Origin of the sequence: Kosakonia sp. (genome assembly GCF_032052965.1) — a bacterium.
Lineage (GTDB): Bacteria > Pseudomonadota > Gammaproteobacteria > Enterobacterales > Enterobacteriaceae > Kosakonia.
Window position 1 is genome coordinate 182,747 of the sequence record NZ_DAMBVN010000002.1, and the last position, 22,142, is coordinate 204,888.

Here is a 22,142-nt window from a genome sequence, read left to right on the forward strand (position 1 = left end):
AACCATGCGAGTGTTGAAGTTCGGCGGTACATCAGTGGCAAATGCGGAAAGGTTTCTGCGTGTTGCCGACATTCTGGAAAGCAATGCCAGGCAGGGGCAGGTAGCGACCGTTCTTTCTGCCCCGGCGAAAATCACCAACCATCTGGTCGCGATGATCGAAAAAACGATCAGTGGTCAGGATGCGATACCGAATATTAGCGATGCTGAACGTATTTTTGCTGAGCTTCTGCAAGGACTGGCGGATGCGCAACCCGGTTTCCCCCTCGCACAGTTAAAAGCCTTTGTTGAACAAGAATTTGCGCAGATCAAACATGTTCTGCATGGTATTAGCTTGTTAGGGCAGTGCCCGGACAGCATCAATGCTGCACTCATTTGTCGTGGCGAAAAACTCTCCATTGCCATTATGGCGGGGCTGCTGGAAGCGCGTGGTCACAAGGTCACTGTTATCGATCCGGTAGAAAAACTGCTCGCGATTGGTCATTACCTCGAATCGACCGTTGATATTGCCGAGTCCACTCGCCGTATTGCTGCAAGCCGTATCCCTCAGGATCATATGGTGCTGATGGCTGGTTTCACTGCGGGTAATGAAAAAGGCGAATTGGTGGTATTGGGCCGTAATGGTTCTGACTACTCTGCAGCAGTGCTGGCAGCCTGTTTACGTGCAGACTGTTGTGAGATCTGGACGGATGTGGATGGCGTTTATACGTGTGACCCAAGGCAAGTTCCTGATGCCAGACTGCTGAAGTCGATGTCATACCAGGAGGCCATGGAACTCTCCTATTTCGGCGCTAAAGTTCTCCATCCCCGCACCATTACCCCCATCGCTCAGTTCCAGATTCCCTGCCTGATTAAAAACACCGGAAATCCACAAGCGCCAGGCACGCTGATAGGCGCCACATCAGATGAAGACGGCTTACCGGTAAAAGGCATTTCAAACCTGAACAATATGGCGATGTTCAGTGTTTCCGGGCCGGGAATGAAAGGGATGGTCGGCATGGCTGCACGCGTGTTTGCGGCGATGTCCCGTTCCGGGATTTCGGTCGTGCTGATCACCCAGTCTTCCTCGGAATACAGCATCAGCTTCTGTGTCCCGCAGTCTGACTGCGTCCGTGCGCAGCGCGCAATGAACGAGGAGTTCTATCTCGAACTGAAAGAGGGTTTGCTGGAGCCGCTTGCTGTAATGGAGCGGCTGGCCATTATTTCGGTTGTTGGCGACGGTATGCGCACGTTACGTGGGATCTCTGCGAAGTTCTTTGCTGCGCTGGCGCGGGCGAATATCAACATTGTCGCTATCGCACAGGGGTCGTCTGAGCGCTCTATTTCCGTTGTGGTCAGCAATGATGACGCCACAACTGGCGTGCGGGTGACTCATCAGATGCTGTTTAACACCGACCAGGTTATTGAAGTATTTGTCATTGGTGTTGGCGGCGTTGGCGGTGCACTGCTGGAGCAGTTAAAACGCCAGCAGAGCTGGCTGAAGCACAAGCATATCGATCTGCGAGTTTGCGGTGTGGCGAATTCCCGGGCCTTGCTGACCAATGTTCACGGTCTGAATCTCGATAACTGGCGCGAAGAGCTGGACGCGGCGAAAGAGCCTTTTAACCTTGGCCGTTTGATCCGTCTGGTAAAAGAGTACCATTTACTGAACCCCGTCATCGTTGACTGTACCTCGAACCAGGCGGTGGCCGACCAGTATGCCGACTTCCTGCGTGAAGGTTTCCACGTGGTGACACCGAACAAAAAAGCCAACACCTCGTCGATGGATTACTACCACCAACTGCGTCGCGCAGCGGAAAAATCCCGGCGTAAATTCCTCTATGATACCAACGTCGGTGCGGGCCTGCCGGTCATTGAAAACCTGCAAAACCTGCTTAATGCGGGTGACGAACTGCAGCATTTCTCCGGCATTCTCTCTGGTTCGTTGTCGTTTATTTTCGGCAAGCTGGACGAAGGTGTGAGTCTCTCGGAGGCGACCCGCGTGGCACGTGAGATGGGGTATACCGAACCGGATCCACGTGATGATCTTTCCGGGCAGGATGTCGCGCGTAAATTATTGATTCTCGCCCGTGAAACCGGGCGTGAGCTTGAGTTATCGGATATTGTCATTGAACCGGTTTTGCCTACCCACTTTGATGACTCCGGCGATGTGGACAGTTTTATGGCTCGCCTGGCGCAGCTTGACGACGAGTTTTCGGCGCGTGTGGCAAAAGCCCGTGATGCCGGTAAGGTTCTGCGTTATGTTGGCAATATTGAAGAAGACGGTACCTGCCGGGTGAAAATCGCCGAGGTCGATGGTAACGATCCACTGTTTAAAGTTAAAAATGGTGAGAATGCGTTGGCATTCTACAGCCACTACTATCAACCGCTGCCGCTGGTATTGCGCGGTTACGGTGCGGGTAATGATGTGACGGCGGCGGGCGTGTTCGCCGATCTGCTGCGCACCCTGTCATGGAAGTTAGGAGTCTGAGATGGTGAAGGTGTATGCTCCGGCCTCCAGTGCCAATATGAGCGTAGGTTTTGATGTGCTTGGCGCGGCGGTGACGCCAGTTGATGGTACGTTATTAGGTGACAATGTGACTGTCGAGGCGGCAGATCACTTTAGTTTGAAAAATCTGGGTCGCTTTGCCAGCAAATTGCCGAGCGAACCGCAGGAAAACATTGTTTATCAATGCTGGGAACTGTTCTGCCGCGAAATCGGTAAACAGGTGCCGGTGGCGATGACACTGGAAAAAAACATGCCTATCGGCTCAGGTCTGGGGTCCAGCGCCTGTTCTGTGGTTGCCGCTCTGGTAGCGATGAACGAGTTTTGCGGCAAACCGCTGAACGACAGCCGAATGCTGGCATTGATGGGCGAGCTGGAAGGGCGAATCTCGGGCAGCGTGCATTACGACAATGTGGCACCTTGTTTCCTCGGCGGTATGCAACTGATGATTGAAGAAAGCGGCATTATCAGTCAGCAGGTGCCAGGCTTTGATGAGTGGTTATGGGTACTGGCTTATCCGGGCATCAAAGTGTCGACGGCGGAAGCGCGCGCTATTCTGCCTGCTCAGTATCGTCGTCAGGACTGTATTGCTCACGGGCGCCATCTGGCAGGCTTTATTCACGCTTGTTATACCCGTCAGCCGAGCCTGGCAGCAAAATTAATGAAAGACGTGATTGCCGAGCCTTATCGCATGAAGTTGCTGCCAGGCTTTAGTGAAGCACGGCAGGCAGTGGCGGATATTGGCGCGGTGGCGAGCGGTATTTCCGGTTCCGGGCCGACGCTGTTCGCCTTGTGCGATAAGCCCGATACCGCGCAGCGTGTGGCCGACTGGCTCGCTAAACACTATCTGCAAAATCAGGAAGGCTTCGTTCATATTTGCCGGCTGGACACGGCGGGCGCACGAGTAGTGGGATAACCAATGAAACTCTATAATTTAAAAGATCACAATGAGCAGGTCAGCTTTGCGCAGGCCGTCACCCAGGGGCTTGGCAAAAATCAGGGGTTGTTTTTCCCACACGATCTGCCGGAGTTCAACCTGACAGAAATCGACGAAATGCTGGAGCAGGATTTCGTCACCCGTAGTGCAAAAATTTTGGCGGCGTATATCGGTGATGAAATCCCGCAGGATGCTCTGGAAGCGCGTGTTCGCACCGCTTTTGCTTTCCCTGCGCCGGTACGCTCTGTCGAAAGCGATGTCGGCTGCCTGGAACTGTTCCACGGACCGACGCTGGCATTCAAAGATTTTGGCGGCCGTTTTATGGCGCAGATGCTGAGTGCAATCAGCGGCGATAAACCGGTGACCATTCTGACTGCGACTTCCGGTGATACGGGAGCGGCGGTGGCCCATGCGTTTTACGGCATGAAAAACGTACGCGTCGTGATCCTCTACCCGCAGGGCAAAATCAGCCCATTACAGGAAAAACTGTTCTGTACGCTAGGCGGCAATATTGAAACGGTTGCCATTGATGCCGACTTTGATGCCTGCCAGGCGCTGGTCAAACAGGCTTTTGACGATGAAGAACTCAAAACGGCGCTGGGGCTGAACTCGGCTAACTCCATTAACATTAGCCGCCTGCTGGCGCAGATTTGTTATTACTTCGAAGCGGTGGCGCAGCTGCCGCAAGAGGCGCGCAATCAGTTGGTGGTGTCAGTACCGAGCGGCAACTTTGGTGATTTGACGGCGGGCCTGTTGGCAAAATCCCTGGGGCTGCCCATCAAACGCTTTATCGCCGCTACCAATACCAACGACACCGTGCCACGTTTCCTGCAGGAAGGCGAATGGAAGCCCAAAGCGACGCAGGCCACGCTTTCTAACGCCATGGACGTCAGCCAGCCGAATAACTGGCCGCGCGTGGAGGAGTTATTCCGCCGTAAAATCTGGCGCCTGAACGAACTGGGTTACGCGGCAGTGGATGACGAAACCACCAAAGCCGCCATGCGCGAGCTGAAAGAGAAAGGTTACGTATCTGAACCGCATGCGGCCGTGGCTTACCGTGCGCTGCGCGATCAGTTGAATCCAGGCGAATATGGCCTGTTCCTTGGCACTGCTCACCCGGCGAAGTTCAAAGAGAGCGTAGAAAGTATTCTGGGTGAACCGCTGGTACTGCCGAAAGAGCTGGCGGATCGCGCGGACTTACCGCTGCTGTCGCATAATTTGCCAGCAGATTTTGCTGCGCTGCGTAAGTTAATGATGAGCAAAGCGTAATTTCTTCGTTTCCCCTGCGAATGCGCGGGGGAAACAGGGAGAAATTATGAAGATATTTTGCAGTAAAAAAGCAGAGATATTCAATAAATGCGGGCGCTTAGAGAATAGGATTGCGGCCAATAACAACACCCGGTGACGTTGCGTAAGCTCCTCACATCGGCCCACTACGGGCAGGATGTTGCAAAGGAGTAACCTATGTTGAAACCTGTAATGTTAGCGCTTTCCATGATGTTGGTGGCTCCCCTCGCGGTTCAGGCGGCAGAAATCACCCTTGTGCCGGCAGTGAAACTGCAAATCGGCGACCGCGACAATGGCGGGCATTACTGGGATGGCGATCGCTGGCGCGATCATGACTGGTGGAAAAAACACTACGAGTGGCGGGAAGATCGCTGGCAGCCGCATGGCCACTTTGACGATCGTCGTGATGGTCCGCGTGACCATCACGATGACCGCCACGACGGCCCGGATCAGGACTGGCGTCACCACCCCTAACCTTTACCGCCCTCTCCCGTTGGGGGAGGGCACGTTTATTGCTCGTGACGTTTAAAGACCATTTCGCCTTGTGCTGAGGCTTCTTCATCAAAGAAATACCCCTCGCTGTTAAACCCGGTTAATTGCTCCGGTTTTGTCAGGCGCTGTTCAATAATATAACGGCTCATCAGACCACGTGCTTTCTTGGCATAGAAACTGATCACTTTAAATTTGCCGTTTTTTTCGTCGAGAAAGACCGGTTTGATGATTTGCGCATTCAGTTTTGGTGTTTTTACCGCACGGAAGTACTCATCTGAGGCCAGATTCACCACAATCTCGTCGCCCTGCTCAGCGATGGCGTCATTGAGTTTTTGCGTGATCACGTCGCCCCAAAAGTGATACAGATCTTTGCCTTTGGTGTTCTCCAGCCGGATGCCCATCTCCAGACGATAGGGTTGCATAAGATCCAGCGGGCGCAGCACGCCATACAGGCCAGAGAGCATTCGCAGATGTTGCTGCGCAAAATCAAAATCTGCGTCGCTAAAGGTTTCTGCCTGCAAGCCGGTATAAACATCGCCTTTAAACGCCAGAATTGCCTGGCGGGCATTATCTGGTGTGAAATCTGGCTGCCAGTCGTGGAAGCGGGTGGCATTCAGATCGGCCAGCTTATCGCTGATGCCCATCAATGCTTTGATTTGCGGGGCAGAGAGTTTGCGCGCGGTTTTAATTAACTGTTGCGAGTAGTCCAGCAGTTCCGGCTGGGTGAAACGCGTTGTCGCCAGCGGGCTTTGGTAATCGAGCGTTTTGGCAGGTGAAATTATAATCAGCATACTCAGTCCTGGCTGTGCGAGAAATTTCCGCTGACTGTAGCAAAAAAAACAACAGGCGTGATCGATAGTTGCGATTAGCGTTACGATCGGGGAATGTCATCCCAGGCACCCGGTGCCAGTTGCCGTTCAATCTCAGGATAACGTTTCGGATCAAACACCGGCATCACACCCAGCTTACGCTGGCGCAAATAGTCGCGCGCCAACAGGCGGACAACCGGAGAAAGTAGCAGGATCGCACTGAGATTGATCATTGCCATTAGCGCCATCGCTACATCTGCGACATGCCAGATCAACGGAACGCTCACCACGGAACCCAGCACCACCATTGCCAGAACGCAAATTCGCAACAGCCATACATTTCGCGGGCTGTTGCGCCGCAGGAAGATCAGGTTGTTCTCCGCATAAATGTAATTTGCCACAATTGAGGTAAAGGCAAACAGGATCACAATAAACGCGACAAAACCCGCGCCCCATTCCCCTGTCAGCGCCACCATGGCTTGCTGCATCAGCAGAATGCCACCATAGGTATCGCTTGTTGACGCGGCGCCTGCCAGCAATAACACCAGCGCGCTGGCGGTACAGACAAGAAAGGTATCCGTCAGTACGCCAATCATTTGCACAATGCCCTGCGCCACTGGGTGCGGTGGCCAGGAGGCGGCCGTAGCGGCTGCATTCGGTGATGATCCCATTCCTGCTTCGTTGGCGAACATGCTACGCTGAAAACCGCTGGTCACCGCCTGGCTCAGGCTGTATGCCATTGTTCCTGTTGCTGCTTCCTGCCAGCCAAACGCACTTTTTATAATCGTAGTAAAGACTCCCGGTAACAAATTGGCGTGCCACAGGCTGACGCCAAAGCTCACCAGGATCCACGCACAGGCCATCACGGGGACGATCCATTGCATCAGGCGGGTGACACTTTTAAGCCCTTTCACAATAAAAAAGAAAGCGAAGGTGGCTAACAGTAAACCAGTGATAAGGCCCGGCACATGCCAGGCATAATGCATGGCACGAGCGACAGCGCTGGACTGAATGGTGTTAAACACCAGTCCATAATTTATAAGCAGGAAGACAGAGAACAATACGCCCATCCAGCGCATCCCCAGCCCTCGCTCCATATACCATGCTGGCCCGCCGCGCAGTTGGTGGCTGGCATCGCGCTCTTTGTAGAGCTGCGCCAGCGAGCATTCAGCAAAACTGGTCGCCATACAAATCAGGGCGGAAACCCACATCCAAAAAATCGCGCCGGGCCCGCCGGTCGTGAGGGCAAATGCTACACCTGCCAGATTACCGTTCCCCAGGCGCGTCGCAAGGCTCAGGCATAAGGCCTGATAAGAAGAAAGTGTGCCTCGTAACGGAGCGCGACTACTTTTCAGACTTTTACCAAAGTCGGTAATAAAACGAAAAGGGATGAACAGGCTGCGCACCGCAAACCAGATACCTGCCGCCGCCAGCAGGTACACCATCAATGAACCCCACAGTATTTCACTGATAAATGAGAAGAATTGTGGCATTAACGTCCCTCTTGTTGATGCCAGTTGTCAGGGCCATGGCGAGGCATTCGGTGAGTGTAGATTACTTTGCAGGCTATGCATCCATGGAGTTTACCATACAATTTTCGCAGCATTGTCTGCGGTTGCGCTGGCAGTGCGTCGTGTTATCATCTTGGCAGACCGGTTACATCCCCTAACTAGTATACTCGTCATACTTCTCGTTCAGGTGCGCTGGCTGTGTTTGCGACTCTTCGTATAACGAACGTCCAGCTGGTCTGAATGTGATTTATTCAGGGTATCGTTTAAAGAGAAACATTATCATGACGGATAAATTGACCTCCCTGCGTCAGTACACAACAGTCGTGGCTGATACTGGAGACATCGCGGCAATGAAGCTGTACCAGCCGCAGGACGCAACAACCAACCCTTCTTTGATCCTTGGCGCTGCCCAAATCCCTGAATACCGCAAACTGATTGATGACGCAGTCGCGTGGGCGCGTAGCCAGAGCAGCGATCGCGCTCAGCAGGTGGTTGACGCAACGGATAAGCTGGCGGTGAATATTGGTCTGGAAATCCTGAAGCTGATCCCTGGCCGTATTTCTACTGAGGTTGATGCGCGCCTCTCTTACGATACCGAAGCCTCTATCGCAAAAGCGAAACGTCTGATCAAAATGTATAACGATGCTGGCATCAGCAACGATCGTATCCTGATCAAACTGGCCTCGACCTGGCAGGGCATTCGCGCCGCTGAACAGCTGGAAAAAGAAGGCATCAACTGTAACCTGACGCTGCTGTTCTCCTTTGCGCAGGCGCGTGCGTGCGCCGAAGCGGGTGTGTTCCTGATTTCTCCGTTTGTTGGTCGTATTCTCGACTGGTACAAAGCGAATACCGACAAGAAAGAGTACGCGCCAGCAGAAGATCCGGGCGTGGTTTCTGTTACCGAAATCTACCAGTACTACAAACAGCATGGCTATGAAACAGTGGTCATGGGCGCAAGCTTCCGTAATACCGGCGAAATCGTTGAGCTGGCTGGCTGCGACCGCCTGACCATTGCTCCGGCACTGCTGAAAGAGCTGTCTGAAAGCGCCGGCGCGCTTGAGCGCAAACTGGCGTATACCGGCGAAGTGAAAGCCCGCCCGGAGCGCATTACCGAAGCGGAATTCCTGTGGCAGCATAATCAGGATCCGATGGCGGTAGACAAACTGGCGGACGGTATCCGTAAGTTTGCCGTTGACCAGGAAAAACTGGAAAAAATGGTCGGCGATCTGCTGTAATCCTCAGGCGTGGCCGGGCTCCCGGTCACGCTTTACCTCGCTGTGCTCTGTTTGACTCTCCCCTCAACGTGTATCATTTCGTTTATCACGGTTTTTGAAACGGAATGAATATGGACACACTACGCATTGGTTTGGTTTCTGTTTCCGATCGCGCCTCCAGCGGCGTTTATCAGGATAAAGGCATCCCGGCACTCGAGGAGTGGCTGGCGGGCGCACTGACCACGCCTTTTCACATTGAAACCCGTCTGATCCCCGACGAGCAAAGCATCATTGAACAAACCCTGTGTGAGCTGGTGGACGAAATGAGCTGCCATCTGGTGTTGACCACGGGTGGCACCGGACCGGCGCGCCGGGATGTCACGCCGGATGCGACGCTGGCAATTGCCGATCGTGAAATGCCGGGCTTTGGTGAACAGATGCGACAAATTAGCCTTCATTTTGTGCCCACTGCGATTTTGTCTCGTCAGGTGGGCGTGATCCGTAAACAGGCGCTCATCCTGAATCTGCCAGGGCAGCCAAAGTCTATCAAAGAGACGCTGGAGGGGGTTAAAGAAGACAATGGTGATGTGACGGTTCCTGGTATTTTTGCTAGTGTACCTTATTGTTTACAGCTTCTTGATGGCCCTTACGTCGAAACCGATGCCACAGTTGTAGCATCTTTTCGGCCAAAAAGTGCCAGGCGCGAAACATTATCCTAAATAGCTTTCTTTTATGACATAAGCGTGGCCGATACTGGAGTGCTGATTTATTTACGGTATAGTAATTTTTAGTTTACATAATGCGTAGCAAATAAATTACGCACTCCTCTTTACAAACGGTTAGCTATGTCAAATTACACACGCCCTCTGAACAAGCAGGATTACAAAACTCTGACCCTTGCCGCCCTGGGTGGTGCGCTGGAGTTTTACGACTTCATTATTTTCGTCTTCTTTGCCGCCGTAGTCGGCGAACTCTTCTTCCCGGCAGATATTCCTGAGTGGTTGCGTCAGGTGCAGACCTTCGGCATTTTTGCCGCTGGTTATCTGGCGCGCCCGCTGGGGGGCATTGTGATGGCGCACTTCGGTGATCTGGTCGGGCGCAAAAAGATGTTTACTCTGAGCATCTTGTTGATGGCACTGCCGACGCTGGCAATAGGATTGTTACCGACTTATGCCTCAGTGGGCATTATCGCGCCCTTATTACTGTTGCTGATGCGCGTACTGCAGGGTGCGGCAATTGGCGGAGAAGTGCCTGGCGCCTGGGTCTTTGTGGCCGAACATGTTCCGGCACGGCGTATCGGGATTGCCTGTGGAACGCTGACTGCAGGTCTGACAGTTGGTATTCTGCTTGGTTCGGTTGTGGCTACGCTGGTAAATACCAGTATGACGCCACAGGCGATACATGATGGCGGCTGGCGTATGCCTTTCTTGCTTGGCGGCGTGTTCGGGCTGGTCGCGATGTATCTGCGTCGCTGGTTGCAGGAAACCCCCATCTTTCTTGAGATGCAACAGCGCAAAGCGCTGGCGCAGGAGCTACCGGTAAAATCGGTTGTACTTAAGCATAAAAAAGCCGTTGTGATTTCTATGCTGCTGACCTGGCTCCTTTCTGCCGGCATTGTTGTGGTGATCCTGATGTCGCCGGTGTGGCTGCAAAAACAGTATGGTTTTGCGCCTGCCTTGACACTGCAGGCTAACAGCATTGCCACTGTTATGCTGTGCCTGGGGTGTCTTGCCGCTGGGTTGCTAGTGGATCGTTTGGGCGCAAGCCGTACTTTTATTATTGGCAGCATTCTGCTCGCTTGCTCCAGTTGGCTTTTCTACCATCAGGTAGGCGCTCATCCTGAGCAGTTGTTCCTGCTCTATGGTCTGGTAGGGTTATGTGTTGGTGTTGTGGGGGCGGTGCCGTTCGTCATGGTAAGGGCTTTCCCGGCGGAAGTTCGCTTTACGGGCATTTCATTTTCATACAATGTTTCTTATGCCATTTTTGGGGGACTGACACCGATTGCGGTTACTATGCTGATGGGCGTCTCGCCGATGGCTCCCGCGTGGTATGTGCTGGCTCTTTCCTTAATAGGGCTGGCGCTGGGGATCTGGTTACGACAGGATATCTGTCATTCAGATCCTGTGGCAGAACGCGCGTTACAATAGCCATAAAAAAACGGAGCCTCTGGCTCCGTTTTTGTTTCATCGTTTGAACCGCGATCAGTGCGTTTCACCGATCGGCAGGACAGTGCGTTCGAACTGTTCGTTCAGCACTTCGCCCATTGCCAGATAAATAGCGCTGGCGCCACATACCAGGCCAATCCAGCCTGCAACGTGAACGATGCTTTCGTTATCTGTGAGGTGCCCGATCGCCAGCAGTGCGAACAGCACAGTCAGGCTCAGGAAGACGAACTGCAGAACACGTGCGCCTTTCAGAGTGCCAAAGAACATAAACAGCGTGAATACGCCCCAGATGCCCAGGTAAACGCCCAGGAAATGGCCGTTAGCCGCATCCGCCAGACCCATTTTCGGGAGCAACAGAATAGCCACCAGCGTTAACCAGAAAGAACCATAGGAGGTAAACGCGGTTAAACCAAAGGTGTTGCCTTTTTTGAATTCAAGAAGGCCAGCGAAAATTTGTGCAATACCACCATAGAAAATGCCCATCGCCAGGATGATGCCATCTAATGGGAACATGCCAATATTGTGCAGGTTAAGCAGAATAGTGGTCATGCCAAAGCCCATTAAGCCCAGCGGAGCCGGATTAGCCAACTTAGTGTTGCCCATAATTCCTCAAAATAAATCAATATTGAATGGTGAAATAAGAGGTGCCCACGCCATATTAGGGTGGCGGGGCGCGGCATCATAATGAGCGCCAGAGAGCCTGTCTATGATCTGAACAGGTGTAAATTAAAAAATTTTTTATCCTTCCCCCTTGATGAGTTGGGTTGCGACCCCATCTTGTAGTCAACCGCAGTATGTGAGTCTGAAAAAAAACGATATGGGGCAGTTGAAACCGCACGTTTCGCCCTTATTACAGATTCACAACCACATGTTGACCGAATTTTTAGTGGAGACGTTTAGATGGGTAAAATTATTGGTATCGACCTGGGTACTACCAACTCTTGTGTAGCGATTATGGATGGCACTCAGGCACGTGTGCTGGAGAACGCAGAGGGCGATCGCACTACGCCTTCTATCATTGCTTACACTCAGGATGGCGAAACTCTGGTGGGTCAGCCGGCTAAACGTCAGGCAGTGACGAACCCGCAAAACACACTGTTTGCGATCAAACGCCTGATTGGCCGTCGCTTCCTGGACGAAGAAGTTCAGCGTGATGAATCCATCATGCCGTACAAAATCATCGCGGCTGATAATGGCGATGCATGGATCGACGTAAAAGGCACCAAAATGGCGCCGCCGCAGATCTCTGCTGAAGTCCTGAAAAAAATGAAAAAAACCGCGGAAGATTACCTGGGTGAACCGGTAACTGAAGCAGTTATTACCGTTCCGGCTTACTTCAACGATGCGCAGCGTCAGGCAACCAAAGATGCCGGCCGTATCGCGGGCCTGGAAGTCAAACGTATTATCAACGAACCGACAGCGGCAGCGCTGGCTTACGGTCTGGATAAAGAAACCGGCAACCGCACCATCGCAGTATATGACCTGGGTGGTGGTACGTTCGATATCTCTATCATCGAAATTGATGAAGTTGAAGGCGAGAAAACCTTCGAAGTTCTGGCAACCAACGGTGATACCCACCTGGGTGGCGAAGACTTCGACAGCCGTCTGATTAACTATCTGGTAGAAGAGTTCAAGAAAGATCAGGGCATCGATCTGCGCAACGATCCGCTGGCAATGCAGCGTCTGAAAGAAGCTGCAGAAAAAGCGAAAATCGAACTCTCTTCTGCACAGCAGACCGACGTTAACCTGCCGTACATCACTGCAGACGCGACCGGTCCGAAACACATGAACATTAAAGTGACCCGTGCGAAACTGGAAAGCCTGGTAGAAGACCTGGTTAACCGTTCCATCGAGCCGCTGAAAGTTGCGCTGCAGGATGCGGGCCTGTCTGTTTCCGATATTCAGGACGTGATCCTGGTCGGTGGTCAGACTCGTATGCCGATGGTGCAGAAAAAAGTTGCTGAGTTCTTTGGTAAAGAACCGCGTAAAGACGTGAACCCGGACGAAGCCGTTGCTATTGGTGCTGCGGTTCAGGGCGGTGTTCTGACTGGTGAAGTGAAAGACGTTCTGCTGCTGGACGTTACCCCGCTATCGCTGGGTATCGAAACCATGGGCGGCGTGATGACTGCGCTGATCAACAAAAACACCACCATCCCGACCAAACACAGCCAGGTGTTCTCTACTGCGGAAGACAACCAGTCTGCGGTAACTATCCATGTGCTGCAGGGCGAGCGTAAACGTGCATCTGATAACAAATCGCTGGGCCAGTTCAATCTGGATGGCATTAACCCGTCCCCACGTGGTATGCCGCAGATTGAAGTAACCTTCGACATCGATGCCGACGGTATTCTGCATGTGTCTGCAAAAGACAAGAACACCAACCGCGAGCAGAAGATCACCATTAAGGCATCTTCCGGTCTGAACGAAGAAGAAATCGCGAAAATGGTTCGCGAAGCTGAAGCGAATGCGGAGTCCGACCGTAAGTTCGAAGAGCTGGTGCAAACCCGTAACCAGGGCGACCATCTGCTGCACAGCACCCGTAAGCAGGTTGAAGAGGCGGGCGACAAGCTGCCAGCAGAAGACAAAACGGCTATCGACGCTGCACTGAGCGAGCTGGAAACTGCGCTGAAAGGCGAAGACAAAGCGGATATCGAAGCGAAAATGCAGGCGCTGGCGCAGGCTTCTCAGAAACTGCTGGAAATTGCTCAACAGCAGCACGCACAGCAGCAGGCGGGTGCTGATGCTTCCGCGAACAACGCGAAAGATGACGATGTTGTTGACGCCGAGTTCGAAGAAGTTAAAGACAAAAAATAATCGCCCTTATGCAGGGTAGATAACCAGCACGGGCGTCGGGGGTCTCTCCACGCCCGTGCTCGTATGTTAAGGGGCAGATAAACTGATGGCGAAGCAAGATTATTACGAGATTTTAGGCGTTCCGAAAACAGCGGAAGAGCGTGAAATCAAAAAGGCGTACAAACGCCTGGCCATGAAATATCACCCTGACCGCAATCAGGGCGATAAAGAGGCCGAAGCCAAATTTAAAGAGATCAAAGAAGCGTATGAAATCCTGACCGATGCCCAAAAACGTGCGGCATACGATCAGTATGGCCATGCCGCGTTTGAACAAGGCGGTGGCGGTGGATTTGGCGGCGGCGGTTTTGGCGGCGGTGCAGATTTCAGCGATATTTTTGGTGATGTATTCGGCGATATCTTTGGCGGCGGGCGGGGTCGTCAACGCGCGGCCCGTGGCGCAGATTTGCGCTACAACATGGACCTGACGCTGGAAGAAGCTGTGCGCGGCGTGACAAAAGAGATCCGCATTCCAACACTGGAAGAATGCGACGTGTGCCACGGCAACGGCGCAAAACCGGGTACTCAGCCGCAGACCTGTCCAACCTGCCACGGCGCAGGTCAGGTACAGATGCGTCAGGGCTTTTTTGCGGTACAGCAGACCTGTCCTCATTGTCAGGGCCGCGGTACATTGATTAAAGATCCCTGCAATAAATGCCATGGGCATGGTCGGGTTGAAAAATCCAAGACCTTGTCCGTTAAAATTCCTGCCGGTGTCGATACCGGTGACCGTATCCGCCTGAGTGGTGAAGGCGAAGCAGGTGAGCATGGAGCGCCGGCAGGCGATCTGTATGTTCAGGTGCAGGTGAAACAGCACCCGATTTTCGAGCGTGAAGGCAATAACCTGTACTGCGAAGTACCGATTAACTTTGCTATGGCTGCGCTCGGCGGTGAAATTGAAGTGCCGACCCTGGATGGGCGCGTGAAGTTGAAAGTCCCCAGCGAAACACAGACAGGTAAACTGTTCCGCATGCGCGGCAAAGGCGTAAAATCTGTTCGCGGTGGAGCCCAGGGTGACTTGTTGTGCCGTGTCGTTGTTGAAACGCCAGTCGGCCTGAACGACAAACAGAAACAGTTGCTGAAAGATTTACAGGACAGTTTCGGTGGCCCGACGGGTGAAAATAACAGTCCGCGCTCAAAAAGCTTCTTCGACGGCGTGAAAAAATTCTTTGATGATTTGACGCGATAAGCGAATACGCTCAGTCGTCATCAGGCCCGGCATCCGCCGGGCTTTTTTTATCTTTTCCCATTGCTCGGAAAAAAGGAATATATAAGCAACTATAATCTGGTTTTAGCGAAGAGTGGTGAAGAGTAAGATAGGCGCCACGACGTTACAGGGATCGGGAGAATAAAATGAAGTTATTGCACCGTTTTTTTAACAGTGACGCCTCTGGCGGCATTGTACTTATCATTGCCGCTGCGCTGGCGATGCTCTGCGCTAATCTCGGGGTCACGCAGAATTTATACAGCTCTTTTCTGCAAACGCCTGTTGAGTTAACAGTTGGCTCGCTGGAGATCAAAAAAGATATGCTGCTGTGGATCAACGACGCGTTGATGGCAGTCTTCTTCCTGATGGTTGGCCTGGAAGTGAAATATGAACTGATGGAAGGCACGCTCGCCAGCCGTCAGCAGGCCGTTTTCCCGGTGATTGCCGCTCTTGGCGGCATGGTGGCACCGGCATTGATCTTTCTGCTGTTCAATTTTCATAATCCGCTGGTGAGCCACGGCTGGGCAATTCCGACAGCCACCGATATAGCCTTTGCTCTTGGCGTACTTGCCTTGCTGGGAAACCGTGTTCCACCTGTGCTGAAAGTGTTTCTGATGGCGCTGGCTATCATCGATGACCTGGGGGCGATTATCATTATTGCCCTGTTCTATACCAGCGATCTCTCGACCATGGCACTGGGAGTGGCGGCTGCGGCTATTGTGGTGCTGGCTATGATGAATGCACTGAATGTCCGGCGTATTGGCCTCTATATGTTGGTGGGTGTTGTACTGTGGACGGCGGTACTAAAATCCGGCGTTCATGCCACTCTTGCAGGCGTCGTCGTTGGCTTTTTTGTTCCGTTGCGTGAAGAGAAAGGCGTTTCGCCTTTACACCAACTGGTGGATGCGATTAATCCGTGGGTAGCATGGCTGATCCTGCCGCTGTTCGCCTTTGCCAATGCCGGTGTATCGTTGACGGGGATGTCGCTCTCCGGTCTGGCCGATATGCTGCCACTGGGCATTATTGCTGGTCTGGTGATCGGTAAGCCGCTCGGTATCTCTCTTTTCTGCTGGCTGGCGCTGCGGGCAAAACTGGCGAAATTGCCGCAAGGCGCAGTATTTAAACAAATCATGGCCGTGGGTGTGCTGTGCGGTATCGGTTTTACGATGTCGATTTTTATCTCTTCACTGGCCTTCGGTGACGCACATGCAGAGATGGTTGCCTGGAGTAAGCTGGGTATCCTCACCGGTTCAATCATCTCGGCAGTGCTCGGTTATTGTTTACTGCGTACGCGTGTTGCCCGCGCCTGATCGTCGGCGTCGTTAGGGAGCAGAGCCAATGTCTTACATTAATTACAATCACTTGTATTATTTTTGGCATGTTTATCGTGAAGGCTCCGTCGTTGGCGCGGCGGAGGCGCTCTGGCTGACGCCGCAAACCGTTACTGGCCAAATCAAAGCATTGGAAGATCGGCTGCAGGGCAAACTGTTTAAACGCAAAGGCAGAGGGCTGGAACCCACAGAGCTGGGCGAACTGGTGTTTCGCTATGCGGACAAAATGTTCACGCTTAGCCAGGAGATGCTGGACATCATTAACTACCGCAAAGAAGCAAACTTGTTGTTTGATGTCGGCATCGCCGATGCGCTCTCTAAGCGGTTGGTGAGTGGTGTACTGGACGCAGCGGTGCTGGAGGGCGAGCAGATCCATTTGCGCTGTTTTGAGTCCACTCATGAACTGTTGCTGGAACAACTCAGTCAGCACAAGCTGGACATGATTATCTCCGACTGCCCCATTGATTCGACGCAGCAGGAGGGACTGTTCTCGGTGAAAATAGGTGAGTGCAGTGTAAGCTTTTGGTGCACCAGTCCGCCGCCGCGTTCGCCGTTTCCTGCCTGCCTGGAGGAGCGCCGTTTGCTCGTTCCCGGTCGACGTTCAATGCTCGGCCGTAAGCTGCAGAACTGGTTTAACGTTCAGGGCTTGCAGGTTGAGATCCTCGGCGAATTTGACGATGCCGCATTGATGAAAGCGTTCGGTGCGGCGCATAACGCGATTTTTGTTGCACCGACGTTATATGCTCACGATTTTTTTGCCGACGAGCGCATGGTAGAAATAGGGCGGGTCGATAACGTGATGGAGGAGTATCACGCAATTTTTGCCGAGCGCATGATCCAGCATCCGGCGGTACAGCGTATCTGCAATCGCGATTATTCAGGTCTCTTTTCGCTGCCTCAGAAATAAAAAAACCCGCCAGAGGCGGGTTTTTTCACAAAGCGAGCAAGCGAGCGATTAAGCCAGTTTGCTGATCTGCGCGGTCAGGTTAGCTTTATGACGCGCTGCTTTGTTTTTGTGGATCAGACCTTTAGCGGCCTGACGATCCACGATCGGTTGCATTTCGTTAAATGCATTCTGCGCAGCGGCTTTGTCGCCAGCTTCAATAGCTGCGTATACTTTCTTGATGAAAGTACGCATCATTGAGCGACGGCTAGCATTGTGCTTGCGAGCCTTTTCAGACTGAACGGCGCGCTTCTTAGCTGATTTGATATTAGCCAAGGTCCAACTCCCAAATATGATCTATATGGACAATTCAAAGGCCGGGGAATATGCCCTTTTAGCCTTCTTTTGTCAATGGATTTGTGCAAATAAGCGCCGTTAATGCACGACGCTACGTTACGTAGTGATGGCGCAGGATTCTAACAGCTTGCGTGCCACGAATACAGCTTTTCCACCAGAAAAATCGCTCTCAGCGCCAGATTTTCCTGGCGAAGGGATACAGCCTGATGAAATCCTTCTCCTTTCTGCCTTGTAAAGGCAATCGTCGGTTAACGTTGCCCGCTGTACAAGGTATAATCCGACGATTTTCACTGTTTTGAGCCAGACATGAAGCTGATACGCGGCATACATAATCTCAGCCAGGCACCGCAAGGGTGTGTGCTGACTATTGGTAATTTTGATGGCGTGCATCGTGGCCATCAGGCGTTATTACAAGGGCTTAGAGAAGAGGGCCGTGCTCGCGGGTTGCCAGTCGTGGTCATGATTTTCGAGCCACAACCGCTGGAGTTGTTTGCCGGGGAAAAAGCGCCCGCGCGCCTGACTCGTCTCCGGGAGAAACTGCGCTGGCTGGCTGAATGCGGCGTGGATTACGTGTTGTGCTTACGCTTCGATCGTCGTTTTGCAGCATTGACCGCACAAACCTTCGTCAGCGACTTGCTGGTTGATCGTCTCGGTGTGAAATTTCTCGCAGTGGGTGACGATTTCCGCTTTGGCGCTGGTCGCCAGGGGGATTTCTTGTTATTACAGAAGGCCGGTGAAAAGTACGGCTTTGATGTAATCAGTACGCAAACGTTCTGTGAAGGTGGCGCACGCGTCAGCAGCACTGCGGTACGTCAGGCGCTGGCTAACGATGATCTTTCACTGGCTGAAAATTTACTCGGTCACCCCTTTAGCATTTCCGGGCGCGTTGTGCACGGAGATGAACTGGGGCGCACGATAGGTTTCCCGACGGCGAATTTACCGCTGCGTCGTCAGGTCTCCCCGGTTAAAGGGGTGTATGCGGTAGAAGTGGCTGGACTGGGCGATAGTGTTTTACCCGGCGTGGCCAATATTGGTACTCGCCCGACGGTCGCTGGTGTGCGTCAGCAACTGGAAGTGCATGTGCTGGACGTTGTAATGGACCTTTATGGGCGCCATATAGATGTCATACTGCGTAAAAAAATACGCAACGAGCAGCGATTTGCTTCCCTTGATGAACTGAAGGCGCAAATCGCCCGAGATGAGGTAGCGGCCCGCGAATTTTTTGGGCTATCTAAACCGGCTTCTTAAGGCCTGGTGGTATTAATCAAACCGAAATACGGAACCGAGAATCTGATGAGTGACTATAAATCTACCCTGAATTTGCCGGAAACAGGGTTCCCGATGCGTGGCGATCTCGCCAAGCGCGAACCGGGAATGCTGGCGCGTTGGACTGATGATGACCTGTACGGCATCATCCGTGCGGCGAAAAAAGGCAAAAAAACCTTCATTCTGCATGATGGCCCTCCATATGCGAATGGCAGCATTCATATTGGTCACTCGGTTAACAAGATTCTGAAAGACATTATTGTGAAGTCCAAAGGACTCGCAGGATATGACTCGCCTTATGTTCCGGGCTGGGACTGTCACGGTCTGCCGATCGAGCTGAAAGTGGAGCAGGAATACGGTAAGCCGGGTGAGAAATTCACCGCCGCCGAGTTTCGTGCCAAATGCCGCGAATATGCGGCCACACAGGTTGACGGTCAGCGTGCCGACTTTATCCGCCTGGGCGTCCTGGGTGATTGGTCGCATCCTTACCTGACCATGGACTTCAAAACCGAAGCCAACATTATTCGCGCGCTGGGCAAAATCATCGGTAACGGTCACCTGCACAAAGGTGCCAAGCCGGTGCACTGGTGCGTTGATTGCCGTTCCGCCCTGGCCGAAGCCGAAGTGGAGTACTACGACAAAACGTCCCCGTCCATTGATGTGGCGTTTCACGCGGTCGATCAGGACGCGGTAAAAGCCAAATTCGGCGTCACGTCAGTAAATGGCCCGGTTTCACTGGTTATCTGGACCACCACACCGTGGACGTTACCTGCTAACCGTGCCATCTCCCTCTCGCCTGAGTTTGACTATGCGCTGGTGCAGATCGACGGTCAGGCGCTGATTCTGGCGAAGGATCTGGCCGACAGCGTGGCAAAACGCATTGGCGCGGCTGACTACAGCGTGCTGGGGACCGTGAAAGGTGCAGAACTTGAACTGATGCGCTTTAAACATCCGTTCCTCGACTTTGACGTGCCGGCAATCCTTGGCGATCACGTTACGCTGGATGCAGGTACAGGGGCGGTGCATACTGCTGGCGGCCATGGTCCGGACGACTACACCATCAGCCTGAAATACGGTCTGGAAATTGCGAACCCGGTTGGCCCGGATGGCGCATACCTGCCGGGAACCTACCCGACGCTTGATGGTGTCAACGTTTTCAAAGCCAATGACATTATCGTCAATATGCTGCGTGAGAGCGGGGCGCTGCTGCACGTTGAGAAAATGCAGCATAGCTATCCGTGCTGCTGGCGTCACAAGTCGCCGATCATTTTCCGTGCGACCCCGCAGTGGTTTGTCAGCATGGATCAGAAAGGTCTGCGCGCACAGTCGCTGAAAGAGATCAAAGGCGTGCAGTGGATCCCGGATTGGGGTCAGGCGCGGATTGAATCTATGGTCGCTAACCGTCCGGACTGGTGTATATCTCGTCAGCGTACCTGGGGCGTGCCGATGTCGCTGTTCGTGCATAAAGACACCGAAGAGTTGCATCCGCGTACCGAAGAGTTGATCGAAGCCGTAGCTAAGCGTGTTGAAATTGATGGCATCCAGGCGTGGTGGGATCTTGACCCACGCGACATCATGGGTGACGACGCAGATAACTACGTGAAAGTGCCGGACACGCTGGACGTCTGGTTTGACTCTGGGTCAACCCACGCATCGGTGGTTGATGTGCGTCCGGAATTTTCCGGGCATGCAGCAGATATGTATCTCGAAGGGTCGGATCAGCATCGCGGCTGGTTTATGTCCTCGCTGATGATCTCAACAGCGATGAAGGGCAAAGCGCCTTACCGTCAGGTACTGACGCACGGCTTTACCGTGGATGGTCAGGGCCGCAAGATGTCCAAATCCATCGGCAACACCGTATCGCCGCAGGATGTGATGAACAAACTGGGCGCGGACATTCTGCGTCTGTGGGTAGCTTCCACCGACTACACCGGCGAGATGGCTGTATCCGATGAGATCCTGAAGCGTGCTGCTGACAGCTATCGTCGTATCCGTAACACCGCACGTTTCTTGCTGGCGAACCTGAATGGTTTCGATCCGGCAACCGATAAGGTGCAACCGGAAGAGATGGTGGTTCTGGATCGCTGGGCGGTAGGCTGCGCACAAGCGGCTCAGGAAGATATCATCAAAGCTTATGAATCCTATGATTTCCACGAAGTGGTGCAGCGTCTGATGCGTTTTTGCTCGATCGAAATGGGATCGTTTTATCTCGATATCATTAAAGATCGCCAGTACACCGCCAAAGCAGACAGCGTGGCACGTCGCAGCTGCCAGACCGCGCTTTGGCATATCTGTGAAGCGCTGGTGCGCTGGATGGCGCCGATCATGTCCTTCACCGCTGATGAAATCTGGGGTTATTTGCCAGGCGATCGCGAGAAGTATGTCTTCACCGGCGAATGGTACGAAGGCCTGTTCGGTCTGGCTGAAACCGAAGCCATGAACGATGCCTTCTGGGACACGCTGTTGAAAGTGCGTGGCGAAGTGAACAAGGTGATTGAACAGGCGCGTGCTGACAAAAAAGTCGGTGGTTCGCTGGAAGCATCGGTCACGTTGTTTGCCGAAGCGGAGCTGGCGGCGAAGCTGACCGCGCTGGGCGATGAATTGCGATTTGTCCTGTTGACCTCCGGTGCGAAAGTTGCGGATTATGCAGCGGCTTCCGCCGAGGCCTGGCAGAGCGATGTGCTCAAAGGGCTGAAGGTGGCGTTAAGCAAAGCCGACGGAGAGAAGTGCCCGCGTTGCTGGCATTACACTACCGATATCGGTCAGGTGGCGGAACACGCAGATATCTGCGGACGCTGTGTAAGCAATGTCGCCGGTGACGGCGAAAAACGTAAGTTCGCCTGATGAGTAAACCGATCTGTTCAACGGGACTACGCTGGCTGTGGCTGGTTGTAGTCGTGCTGATTATCGATCTGGGCAGCAAATACCTGATCCTCCAGAACTTCGCTCTGGGGGAGACGGTATCACTGTTCCCGTCGCTCAATCTGCACTATGCGCGTAACTATGGCGCAGCATTCAGTTTTCTGGCGGACAGCGGTGGCTGGCAGCGTTGGTTCTTCGCCGGTATCGCATTAGGTATCTGCGTGGTGTTGACGGTGCTGATGTACCGCGCCAGGGCGTCACAAAAACTGAACAATATTGCCTATGCGCTGATCATTGGTGGCGCGTTGGGTAACCTGTTTGATCGTTTGTGGCATGGTTTTGTCGTCGATATGATCGATTTCTATGTGGGCGACTGGCATTTTGCTACCTTTAACCTTGCTGATACCGCAATCTGTATCGGTGCGGCGCTGATTGTGCTGGAAGGTTTTTTACCGTCCACAGCGGCGAAGAAACAGGCGTAAGCTGCCA

At 53.1% G+C, this 22,142-nt stretch carries 18 protein-coding genes and 1 pseudogene; 15 read left to right on the forward strand and 4 right to left on the reverse strand.

What is annotated here, in order from left to right:
• Positions 1-4: 4 nt before the first annotated feature.
• The 4 genes from thrA (at position 5) to RTX30_RS04255 (ending at position 5,180) form a co-directional block, all read left to right on the forward strand.
• Positions 5-2,467 (forward strand): bifunctional aspartate kinase/homoserine dehydrogenase I, encoded by a 2,463-nt coding sequence (gene thrA, locus RTX30_RS04240; RefSeq protein WP_312687142.1) that lies wholly within the window; start codon positions 5-7, stop codon positions 2,465-2,467.
• A gap of 1 nt (position 2,468) precedes the next feature.
• Positions 2,469-3,398: a homoserine kinase gene (gene thrB / locus RTX30_RS04245; protein ID WP_312687145.1), complete on the forward strand. Its 930-nt coding sequence runs from the start codon at positions 2,469-2,471 to the stop codon at positions 3,396-3,398.
• A 3-nt stretch (positions 3,399-3,401) separates the two neighbouring features.
• Entirely contained in the window at positions 3,402-4,688 is a 1,287-nt protein-coding gene (gene thrC, locus RTX30_RS04250) for a threonine synthase (protein ID WP_312687148.1), read from the forward strand.
• Between the two features lie 195 nt (positions 4,689-4,883).
• Positions 4,884-5,180: a DUF2502 domain-containing protein gene (locus tag RTX30_RS04255; protein ID WP_312687150.1), complete on the forward strand. Its 297-nt coding sequence runs from the start codon at positions 4,884-4,886 to the stop codon at positions 5,178-5,180.
• A 35-nt stretch (positions 5,181-5,215) separates the two neighbouring features.
• Here RTX30_RS04255 and yaaA read toward each other — a convergent pair whose 3' ends face one another.
• Both yaaA and RTX30_RS04265 read right to left on the reverse strand, forming a co-directional pair.
• Positions 5,216-5,989, reverse strand: a complete 774-nt coding sequence (gene yaaA / locus RTX30_RS04260) for a peroxide stress protein YaaA (RefSeq protein WP_312687151.1) — start codon at positions 5,987-5,989, stop codon at positions 5,216-5,218.
• An 80-nt stretch (positions 5,990-6,069) separates the two neighbouring features.
• Positions 6,070-7,500, reverse strand: coding sequence for a sodium:alanine symporter family protein (locus tag RTX30_RS04265; protein ID WP_312687152.1), 1,431 nt, complete (start codon positions 7,498-7,500; stop codon positions 6,070-6,072).
• 299 nt (positions 7,501-7,799) lie between these two features.
• On the opposite strand from RTX30_RS04265, the gene tal reads away from it, so the two are divergent.
• The 3 genes from tal (at position 7,800) to RTX30_RS04280 (ending at position 10,879) form a co-directional block, all read left to right on the forward strand.
• Positions 7,800-8,753 carry a transaldolase gene (gene tal, locus RTX30_RS04270; protein ID WP_312687154.1) on the forward strand — a complete coding sequence of 318 codons (954 nt, stop codon included), beginning with the start codon at positions 7,800-7,802 and terminating at the stop codon, positions 8,751-8,753.
• A gap of 110 nt (positions 8,754-8,863) precedes the next feature.
• Positions 8,864-9,451 carry a molybdopterin adenylyltransferase gene (gene mog / locus RTX30_RS04275; protein ID WP_312687156.1) on the forward strand — a complete coding sequence of 196 codons (588 nt, stop codon included), beginning with the start codon at positions 8,864-8,866 and terminating at the stop codon, positions 9,449-9,451.
• Positions 9,452-9,577: 126 nt separating this feature from the next.
• On the forward strand, positions 9,578-10,879 hold the full coding sequence (locus RTX30_RS04280) for an MFS transporter (protein WP_312687159.1): 1,302 nt from the start codon (positions 9,578-9,580) through the stop codon (positions 10,877-10,879).
• 54 nt (positions 10,880-10,933) lie between these two features.
• On the opposite strand, the gene satP is transcribed toward RTX30_RS04280, so the two are convergent.
• Positions 10,934-11,500 carry an acetate uptake transporter gene (gene satP, locus RTX30_RS04285; RefSeq protein ID WP_312687161.1) on the reverse strand — a complete coding sequence of 189 codons (567 nt, stop codon included), beginning with the start codon at positions 11,498-11,500 and terminating at the stop codon, positions 10,934-10,936.
• Between the two features lie 297 nt (positions 11,501-11,797).
• Here satP and dnaK point away from each other — a divergent pair, with 297 nt between their 5' ends.
• The 4 genes from dnaK to nhaR all read left to right on the forward strand — a co-directional run bounded on the left by dnaK (position 11,798) and on the right by nhaR (position 17,192).
• Complete coding sequence (gene dnaK / locus RTX30_RS04290; RefSeq protein ID WP_312687163.1) at positions 11,798-13,711, forward strand: molecular chaperone DnaK; 1,914 nt, start codon at positions 11,798-11,800, stop codon at positions 13,709-13,711.
• An 85-nt stretch (positions 13,712-13,796) separates the two neighbouring features.
• Entirely contained in the window at positions 13,797-14,936 is a 1,140-nt protein-coding gene (dnaJ, locus tag RTX30_RS04295) for a molecular chaperone DnaJ (protein ID WP_312687165.1), read from the forward strand.
• A gap of 164 nt (positions 14,937-15,100) precedes the next feature.
• Positions 15,101-16,264, forward strand: coding sequence for a Na+/H+ antiporter NhaA (gene nhaA / locus RTX30_RS04300; RefSeq protein ID WP_312687168.1), 1,164 nt, complete (start codon positions 15,101-15,103; stop codon positions 16,262-16,264).
• 28 nt (positions 16,265-16,292) lie between these two features.
• Positions 16,293-17,192 (forward strand): transcriptional activator NhaR, encoded by a 900-nt coding sequence (gene nhaR / locus RTX30_RS04305; RefSeq protein WP_312687170.1) that lies wholly within the window; start codon positions 16,293-16,295, stop codon positions 17,190-17,192.
• A 48-nt stretch (positions 17,193-17,240) separates the two neighbouring features.
• Here the strand turns inward: nhaR and rpsT are convergent, their stop codons facing one another.
• Positions 17,241-17,504: a 30S ribosomal protein S20 gene (gene rpsT / locus RTX30_RS04310; RefSeq protein WP_012015991.1), complete on the reverse strand. Its 264-nt coding sequence runs from the start codon at positions 17,502-17,504 to the stop codon at positions 17,241-17,243.
• A 102-nt stretch (positions 17,505-17,606) separates the two neighbouring features.
• Here rpsT and RTX30_RS04315 point away from each other — a divergent pair.
• The 4 genes and pseudogenes from RTX30_RS04315 to lspA all read left to right on the forward strand — a co-directional run bounded on the left by RTX30_RS04315 (position 17,607) and on the right by lspA (position 22,135).
• A pseudogene (locus tag RTX30_RS04315) lies at positions 17,607-17,824 on the forward strand (DUF2575 domain-containing protein).
• A 7-nt stretch (positions 17,825-17,831) separates the two neighbouring features.
• Positions 17,832-18,773, forward strand: coding sequence for a bifunctional riboflavin kinase/FAD synthetase (gene ribF, locus RTX30_RS04320; protein WP_312687172.1), 942 nt, complete (start codon positions 17,832-17,834; stop codon positions 18,771-18,773).
• A gap of 45 nt (positions 18,774-18,818) precedes the next feature.
• The gene (gene ileS, locus RTX30_RS04325) at positions 18,819-21,635 is read left to right on the forward strand and encodes an isoleucine--tRNA ligase (RefSeq protein ID WP_312687173.1); all 2,817 of its coding nucleotides are present in this window, start codon (positions 18,819-18,821) and stop codon (positions 21,633-21,635) included.
• Positions 21,635-22,135 carry a signal peptidase II gene (gene lspA / locus RTX30_RS04330; RefSeq protein WP_312687174.1) on the forward strand — a complete coding sequence of 167 codons (501 nt, stop codon included), beginning with the start codon at positions 21,635-21,637 and terminating at the stop codon, positions 22,133-22,135. Before ileS ends, lspA begins: the two co-directional genes overlap by 1 nt.
• Positions 22,136-22,142 lie beyond the last annotated feature (7 nt).